We start from the raw sequence: 8652 nt of genomic DNA, 5'->3' as shown, positions 1-8652 counted from the left end.
TATGGCCGTACTCCTTATTTCTCATAATTTGGGCATTATTGCCCGTATGTGTCGGCGAGTTTATGTCATGTATGCCGGTACCGTCGTGGAGGAGGCAACGACAGAACGACTTTTTGACGAACCGGCCCATCCGTATACGAAAGGCCTTTTATCGTCCCTACCGGCTTTACATGATAAGGGGGAGGTATTGAAAGGAATAGGAGGACAGGCCCCGGACTTATTCCATTTGCCGCAGGGCTGCCGCTTTTTTTCGCGTTGTCGTGACGGCATGCGCATTTGTGAACGCTTGGAACCGCCTACATTTGATCTGGAAAAGGGACAAAGGGTGGCGTGCTGGCTGTATAGCCCTGAAAGGAGTGCGTCTTCATGTATCTGATAGAGGCACGGCACGTGCGCAAGGACTTTGTGACGAAACGGAATATTTTCGGTAAGCCGGTCCGTACCATTACGCCTGTTCTGGATGTCTCCCTGGGCATATTGAGAGGTATGACAGTCGGGCTCGTCGGCGAATCCGGTTGCGGTAAATCCACTTTTCTTAAAACAGTACTCGGTCTTGCCGGAACCTGGGGCGGGGAGATTTATTATAAAGGCCATAATGTCTTACTGCCTGAAACGGCACAGGAATTCAGACGAAATGTACAAATGATTTTCCAGGACCCTTATTCATCCTTGGATCCGCGCATGAACATAGAGGACATTATCAGTGAACCTCTTTATAATTATAGAATCGGCACAGCTTCACAGCGGCGGCAGAAAGCTGCCGAGCTTTTGGAACAAGTAGAACTTCCCAAAGAGGCGGCTCATCGCTATCCGTTCGAGTTTAGCGGGGGACAACGACAACGAATCGGAATCGCCAGAGCCCTGGCTCTGAATCCGGAGTGTATCTTTTGTGATGAACCCGTATCGGCTCTTGATGTATCCGTACAGGTTCAGATTATTAACATGCTGAAACGATTGCAAAAAGAACGAGACTTATCGTATCTTTTTATTTCTCATGATTTGTCGGTTGTCTATTATATGAGCGATTATATAGGGGTTATGTACGGCGGATGTATCGTCGAATATGGATGTAGTGAAGATATTTACAGGCGGCCGCTACATCCGTATACAAAGTTGTTGCTTCAATCGATACCGAAGGCGGAACCGTCCCGTAAGAAGGCGATTGTGTCGGTACTTACAGAAGAAAAGGCAGAAGAAGGGGCCTGTGCTTTTTATCCTCGCTGTTCTTTTTCGAATCGTCGTTGTCTGATAGAAGTCCCGGTTTTGAAAAAATATGAAAATAATCGAGTTATAGCTTGTCATTATGTAGAAGGAGGGGCTGTATGAGGCGGATAGTTGTACTATGTATGTGTCTTATAGCCCTTGTTCTTGTCGGGTGTAGTGAGGAGAGGGTATGGCAGGAGAAGGCCGTCGTATACGCATTGGAGGCGGAGCCGTCCGATCTGGATCCGGCTATGACTACCTCTTTACCTGAAAGTATTGCGGAACTCCAAATTTTTGAAGGCCTGACTCGTCTTGATAAGGACAATGTACCGCAGCCCGCCTTGGCGGAGCGGTGGAATGTATCCGATGACGGCAAAACCTGGACCTTTGTATTGCGGCCCGGCCTCGTTTGGAGTGACGGCACGGCCATAACGGCCGATGATTTCGTGTATTCTTGGTTGCGTGTTTTATCGCCTGAGAAAGCATCGGAAAATGCATATATGCTCTTTTGTATTGATAAGGCGGAAGAATATTTTTCCGAAAAAGCTACGGCGGAAGACGTGGGTATTAAAGCTCTGGATCATCGTACCTTACAAGTCCGATTGAAGAATCCCGTACCTTATTTTCTGAATTTGACCGCCTTTCATTGTTTTTATGTCGTACCGCGGCAGGCTGTTGAAAAAAATCCCGACACGTGGGCAGCTACGGCTGATTTTCCCTGTAGCGGACCTTTTCGCATTACGTCGTGGATCCATTCAGGAGAAATAGACTTCGTTAAAAATGAACATTATTGGGATGCGACTGCCGTAAGGACAGAGAGCTTACAGTTTCCTATCAGTGATTCCCAGGCTACAAGATTGACTATGGTTGAAAGCGGCCAGGCAGACATGATGACAGAGCCGCCGCCGGCAGATGAAGCACGGTTGGAAGAAAAAGGGTTATATCGAGTTGCACCGTATTCGGGCCTATATTATTACGTATTCAATGTGACGGTACCGCCCTTTGATGATGTAAGGGTACGCCGGGCCTTTGCCGAGGCTATTGAGCGGAAAAATTTAGTAGAACACGTTGTACGTAGTCACAAACAACCGGCATATTCATTGGTGTCTCCCGAAATCTCCGACTCGGAAGGGCATGAATTCAGAAAGGCCGGTGGAGATATACAGTACGAAGATGCTGCCGAGGCAAAACGGCTTTTACAGGAAGCGTATGGGAATAAGAGTTTACCGGAAATTACAGTCCTCTATAATACGAATGAGTTGCATAAGGCTATTGCTGAAAGCCTGCAGGATATGTGGAAGCGGAACTTGGGGGTTACGGTATACTTGCGTAACCAGGAATCTAAAGTCTTTATGGAGGCCAGAGCCAACGGCGACTACCAGATTGCTCGGGCTTCGTGGATTGCCGACTATGATGATCCGATGACCTTTTTGGAAGTCTTTTCGGCCCAGGACAACGATGCGCAATATCACAATCCTAAATATAATGCACTCATTGAAGAGGCTCAGCAAACCAATGATAAAACACGGCGGAACGAACTCATGCATGAGGCGGAAAAACTGTTGTTTGATGACTGTGTAATCATTCCGATTTACTATACGACGCAGCCTTATGTGGTGCGTCCCGGTATTAAGGAGTATCATTGGTCGCCATTAGGACTCATAGATTTTAAATATGCATATAAAGAGCAGGTGAGATAATGTTTTATCCTTCAGGGTTAAAGCCGGGCGATACGATTCGAGTAGTAGCTCCTGCGGCATATAATTGCAGCGACGAATGGGAGCGTTGTAGAGAGTTGTTATGTGAATGGGGGTATAAGGTAAAGGCAAGCCCCTTTGTAGACTCTCAATGGGGGTATTTGGCAGGTCGAGATGAGGAGCGGGCAAGGGATTTGGAGGCGGCTTTTATGGATGATGAGTGTGCTGCCGTCCTTTGTTTGCGCGGCGGCTACGGGTCGACACGGATTTTAGATCTCATTGATTATGACCTTATTCGCAGGAATGCTAAATTGTTTATCGGCTTCAGTGATATAACGGCTCTGCATACCGTTTTCAGACAAGCGTGTGATATGGCTGTTATACACGGCCCCATGGCTTTGTCATTGGGAAGAAAAAGCAGTGACTTTACACGCGAAGGATTTAAAGACATGTTGACAAGTCCGTGGAAGAAGCGGATATTAACCGAAAAAAACGCCGGGCTGCAACCCTTGGTGGAAGGGCGGGCTTGCGGACGACTGGGGGGAGGGAATCTGATGCTTCTTTCCGTTACGTCCGGTACGCCTTATGCTTGCAAAGAAGATAATGTGATTCTCTTTTTGGAAGAAGTGGGAGAGGAAGCTTACTCGCTGGATCGCATGTTTCGTCAATTGGAGCAAAGCGGACTTATTGAGCGCGCGGCGGCTGTTTTGTTCGGTGAGTTTCACCGTTGTATACCGACGGAAAAAGCAGATGGTGAGTTTACAGTTGAAGAAGTGATTCGTCAGTATGCCCGCCGCTGGCAAAAGCCGGCAGTATTCGGTATTCCGGCAGGGCATGGTGAAGATAATCTTTGTCTACCATTAGGCGTTTATTGTACGGTAGATGTTCGGAGTGATAGTGTGACTATAACCTATGGGGGGCGCAAAGACGATGAATAAAAAAGAATTAAAAGAGCGTCTATGGGATGCTGTCGATGAATATGAAGAATTATTAAGGCACATCGGCACAACCTTATATGAACATCCTGAAACAGGAAAGAAGGAATATAAGGCGGCGGCAGAATTAAAAAATATTCTTTCTCGCCAAGGGTTTACGGTAACCAATCCTGTTGAGGAATGCTTTCCGACAGCTTTCGAGGCCGTCAAGGGGTCGGGGGCTGTACATATCGGTTTTTTGGCGGAATACGACGCTTTGCCCGAACTGGGGCATGCGTGCGGTCATAATTTAATTGCCGCCATGAGTACGGTAGCGGCCGTGGCGACAGCTCAATGTTGTTCAGAGGAACTGACGATTCATCTCTATGGTTGTCCGGCGGAAGAAACGGAAGGCAGTAAGGTTTATATGGCTCAAAAAGGCCTCTTCGATGATTTGACGGCAGCCTTGATTATTCATCCGTCCGACAGGACCATGATCGGAGGTACGTCATATGCAACCCATCCCCTGCGGGTGACCTTTATAGGGAAGGCGGCCCATGTGGCGGATAAGGAATATAAGGGTCTTAATGCTTTGGACAGCTTGGTCGATTTTTACAAACGGTTAAAGGAATTGGAAGAGACCTTCGACAAGCCGCACCTTTTAGGATGTATTATTACGGAAGGCGGTACGGCACCTAATATTGTACCTGACAGGGCTACGTTAAAGGCAACCGTACGGGCTCTTGATACGGATTATTTAGAGGATGTCATGTTGCCGCAGATTAAAGAATTGGCGGCAGAGGTTGCAAAGGACCATCATACGCCTGTGGAAACGGAACATTATGAACCTTTGTATAAGAACATGATTAACAATGCGGCTCTGAATGTATATTTTATTGAAGCGTTCAATGCCCTGCATGAGGAGTTCGGCGTTTATGAAGAAGAGGATGCGGAAGGGTCTACTGATGTAGGTAACGTAAGTCATGTGACGCGTGCAGCTCAACCGGAAATCGCTATCGGCTATCATATTAATGCCCATACACCTGAGTTTGCTACAGCGGCCAACAGCGATTTTGCTTATATACAGGCACTTACGGGAGCTAAGGCTATGGCGGCCGTAGCCGTAGAAGTTTTATTTGAAAAACGATAGGGCGGGTTTATAGCCCAACGAGGTACATATTATGGTAGAGTTAACATATTACGGTCATTCGGCGTTTATGCTGAAAGCGGGAAAAACGGCTCTGGTTGTCGATCCTTTCTTTACAGGAAATACTTGGCAGATAGCACAGGCAGATGATATTCGCTGTGATTATATTTTCGTCAGTCACGGTCATAACGACCACTACGGTGATAGCGGATGTATCGGTAAGGCTAACGATGCTTTATTTATTTCGACACCGGAAGTAGTTAAAGAGTTGGCTGAAAAAGACGGGCTACGGAGCGATTACCTGCACTTAGGCGGAAAGGCGGATTATCCTTTCGGCTGTATACGCCTTGTCCCGGCTTTTCACGGCTCCGGCGTAGCCGGAGGTCATGCGGCAGGAGCTCTCATTAATTTTTTTGGAAAAAATATATATTATGCAGGTGATACGGCTTTTTTCAGTGACATGGGTCTATTGAATCGATTCGGGCCTATTGACTATGCTCTTTTACCTATAGGCGACCGATTTACCATGGGAATGGACGATGCCTTATTGGCTGCATCCTATGTTAAAGCCGATGTTACGATTCCCGTTCATTACGGGACATGGCCGATTATTGAGGGCGATCCCCTGGAATTTGTTGATCGTTTATATAAGGAATACGGGCAAGAAGGGTTGCATGTAAAACCGGGAATGAAAATAATATTATAACGGAGTATGATAAAACGGCTCATCTTAAAAAGATGAGCCGTTTTACTTATACCTTATTTGTTTAAAGAACCGTTAATGTGGACTCCGGGTATAAAGGGTAATACCGGTTTTTCCTCAGCTGCAGCTGACGGTTGTCGAATGCTCTCAAAAGTTGTTGTTAACATAAGTTTCAATCGGTTTGTCTGATTGACTGCACTGGCACTGGGATCATAGTCGATAGCTACAATATTCGTTTCGGGGAAAGCCGATTTCAAGGTCTTAATCATACCCTTACCTGTTACATGATTGGGAAGACAAGCCCAAGGTTGCAGGCAAACGACATTTTTAGCACCCCTGTGGATAAGATCAATCATATCACCTGTAAGGAACCAGCCTTCGCCGGCTACGTGGCCGAGAGACAGGTATTCTTTAGCTTCGTCGGCAATTTCGTAAATAGAGGTAACGGGGTCGAAACGTTTGCTGGCAGCGACGGCTTCAGCATAAGGCTTACGATACCAATCGAGAAGCTTGATTGCCGCTTTGCCGCCCAAGGCGGACCAGAATGAGCCGGACAAATATTTGTGTCGAAAATTGTTATCCAATAGACCGTAGTAGAAAAAGTCGGCTAAACCGGAAGTGACTATTTCTCCGCCTTCTTCCTCAATGAGTTTAATGATCTGGTTATTAGCTATAGGATGGAACTTAACGTAAATTTCTCCGACAATACCGATGCGGGGTTTTTTAATATCCTCCCAAATGGGGAGACTGTCAAAGTCCGCAACAATTTGACGGATATTTTTTACGAACGTACTTCTGTCCGCCTTGTTCAAATCGACGGCCAGCTTTTCCTGCCATTTTTTAAAGAGACTTTCGGCTGCCCCGCGTACCTTTTCGTACGGCCTCGTGCGATACAATACTTGTTGCAATGTATCGCCGTAAATAACACCTTGTAAAAGTCTATGCCAGAAACCGAGAGACGGTTTAAAGCCCGGCTGTTCGTTTAATCCTTTCGTATTTAATGAAATGATAGGAATCTGAGGCATATTTGCGTCGGCTAAAGCCTTTCTCAACATACCGATATAGTTGGTAGCACGGCAGCAACCGCCTGTTTGGGAAATAATGACCGATGTGCGGTTCAAGTCGTATTTCCCCGATCTCAAGGCGGTCATTATCTGGCCGAGAGACATGATGGCCGGATAGCAGGCATCATTATGAATGAAGGAAAGTCCCGTGTCGATAGCTTCTTGACCCTGGTGGGGCAAGAGTTCCATCTTGTAGCCTTCGTGTGCAAAGGCTGCTTTGAAGAGAGGGAAATGAATAGGTGTCATTTCAGGGGCCAAGATAGTATGCGTTTTCTTGTCTTCCTTTGTAAAAACAGCCTTATGATACGAATAAGGCTTGGTGTGTTCTACTCGAGTCATTTTGCGGTGATTCATGACGAATAACAAGGAACGCAAGCGAATGCGAATGGCTCCGAGATTGGAACCCTCGTCGATTTTTAACAACGTGTGGATTTTGTTGGCGTTTGCCAGAATTTCCTGTACCTGATCGGCAACGATGGAGTCCAAGCCGCAACCGAAGGAGTTAAGTTCTACTAGCTCCAGGTTTTTATGTTCCGCTACATATTGGGCGGCCCTATACAAACGAGAATGGTAGGACCATTGGTCGACAACGCGCAACGAATCGGGTGCAGACCCCAAGGGAGCCACGCCGTCTTCTGTAAGGACGGCAAGACCGAGACTGTTGATGAGTTCGGGGATGCCGTGGTTGATTTCCGGATCCAGATGATAAGGACGCCCACTCAAGACGATGGCTCTGTCTCCGTCTTTTTCCAGTTTTTCCACCGTCTTTTTGGTTAATTCGTAATAGTCGGACTTGAACTTCTCTTCCTCATCCCAAGCTGCGTGGGCAGCTTTTTTGATATCATGGCCGGACAGACCCCAAGATTTTAGTTCCTCTGACAGTCTGGTTATAATTCGTTTTTTGTCGTGCAAAGGTAGGAACGGACTGATAAAAGGGGTCTGTGTAATTGCCAGACGTTCGTCCATATTGTGCTTAATTACTTCCGGATAAGACATGACCATGGGACAATTGAAGTTGTTATCCTTACTGCCTTCGGACGGTCCGTGTTGGATGCAGGGGTAGAAGATGCGATCCACCTTCTTTTCCAACAAGTTTTCAATATGGCCGTGAACCAATTTAGCCGGATAACATGCCGAGTCTGACGGAATTGTATCCATCGCTTTCTGGAAGAGTTCCTTAGTGGACTGGTCGGATAAGACGACTTCATAGCCTAGGTGTGTAAAGAAGGTAAACCAGAAAGGGTAATCTTCATACATGTTCAGGACCCGCGGAATTCCCACGGTGCCGCGAGGCGCTCCTTTTACGGGCTTGTAATGTGCAAAAAGGCGGTTGTATTTTACCTTGTATAAATCAGGCAAGTGTTTTACCTTTTTGGCCGAAGAACCGGCAGCACCGCGTTCACATCGGTTACCGGTAATAAAGGAACGACCGTCGTTAAAGGTATTGACTGTAAGCAGGCAATTATTGGTACATAAGCCGCAATGGCGAATTGTCGTGTCAATACGAAGAGCATCAATACCCGCTACATCCAATAGAGTAGACGGCGTCGCATCTTCCTGATACGCTTGACGGCAAATGAGACCCATGCCGTATGCACCCATGAGGCCGGCAATTGCGGGACGAATGACCCGGCGACCCAGAAGTTGTTCAAAGGCACGTAATACGGCGTCGTTATAGAAGGTGCCGCCTTGAACGACAATGTGTTTTCCCAGCTTTGAGGGGTCTTTTACTTTAATAACCTTGTAGAGTGCATTTTTTATAATGGAGTAGGACAGGCCGGCTGAAATATCGGCCATGGTGGAACCTTCTTTTTGGGCCTGTTTTACCTTGGAGTTCATGAAGACTGTACAACGAGATCCCAAATCGATGGGCTCTTCCGCCAGTAAAGCCGCTTCGGAAAATTCCTGAATCGATTTATTCAGG

At 46.8% G+C, this 8652-nt stretch carries 7 protein-coding genes; 6 read left to right on the top strand and 1 reads right to left on the bottom strand.

All coding sequences use genetic code 11. From position 1 onward, the window contains the following. From PGX78_RS04335 to PGX78_RS04310, 6 genes are all read left to right on the top strand, one after another. The coding region (locus PGX78_RS04335; protein WP_333523896.1) for an oligopeptide/dipeptide ABC transporter ATP-binding protein at positions 1-376 on the top strand (376 nt) is incomplete at its 5' end. After that, a complete protein-coding gene (locus PGX78_RS04330) occupies positions 367-1326 on the top strand; it encodes an ABC transporter ATP-binding protein (RefSeq protein ID WP_270445535.1) in 960 nt (319 codons plus the stop codon). The genes PGX78_RS04335 and PGX78_RS04330, both read left to right, overlap by 10 nt. Beyond that, positions 1323-2903, top strand: coding sequence for a peptide ABC transporter substrate-binding protein (locus PGX78_RS04325; protein ID WP_270445534.1), 1581 nt, complete (start codon positions 1323-1325; stop codon positions 2901-2903). Before PGX78_RS04330 ends, PGX78_RS04325 begins: the two co-directional genes overlap by 4 nt. Then, positions 2903-3838, top strand: a complete 936-nt coding sequence (locus tag PGX78_RS04320; protein WP_270445533.1) for a S66 peptidase family protein — start codon at positions 2903-2905, stop codon at positions 3836-3838. The genes PGX78_RS04325 and PGX78_RS04320 overlap by 1 nt, the downstream gene beginning before the upstream one ends. Beyond that, positions 3831-4964: an amidohydrolase gene (locus PGX78_RS04315; RefSeq protein ID WP_270445532.1), complete on the top strand. Its 1134-nt coding sequence runs from the start codon at positions 3831-3833 to the stop codon at positions 4962-4964. Before PGX78_RS04320 ends, PGX78_RS04315 begins: the two co-directional genes overlap by 8 nt. Before the next feature lie 28 nt (positions 4965-4992). Then, a complete protein-coding gene (locus PGX78_RS04310; protein ID WP_270445536.1) occupies positions 4993-5667 on the top strand; it encodes a metal-dependent hydrolase in 675 nt (224 codons plus the stop codon). 53 nt (positions 5668-5720) lie between these two features. Here the strand turns inward: PGX78_RS04310 and PGX78_RS04305 are convergent. Further along, a partial coding sequence (locus PGX78_RS04305) for an acyl-CoA dehydratase activase-related protein (RefSeq protein ID WP_270445531.1) occupies positions 5721-8652 on the bottom strand: 2932 nt, incomplete at its 5' end.

This window comes from Megasphaera sp. AF13-6AC (assembly GCF_027685385.1).
GTDB lineage: Bacteria > Bacillota > Negativicutes > Veillonellales > Megasphaeraceae > Megasphaera > Megasphaera micronuciformis.
This window is presented reverse-complemented; position numbering and strand designations above follow the sequence as displayed.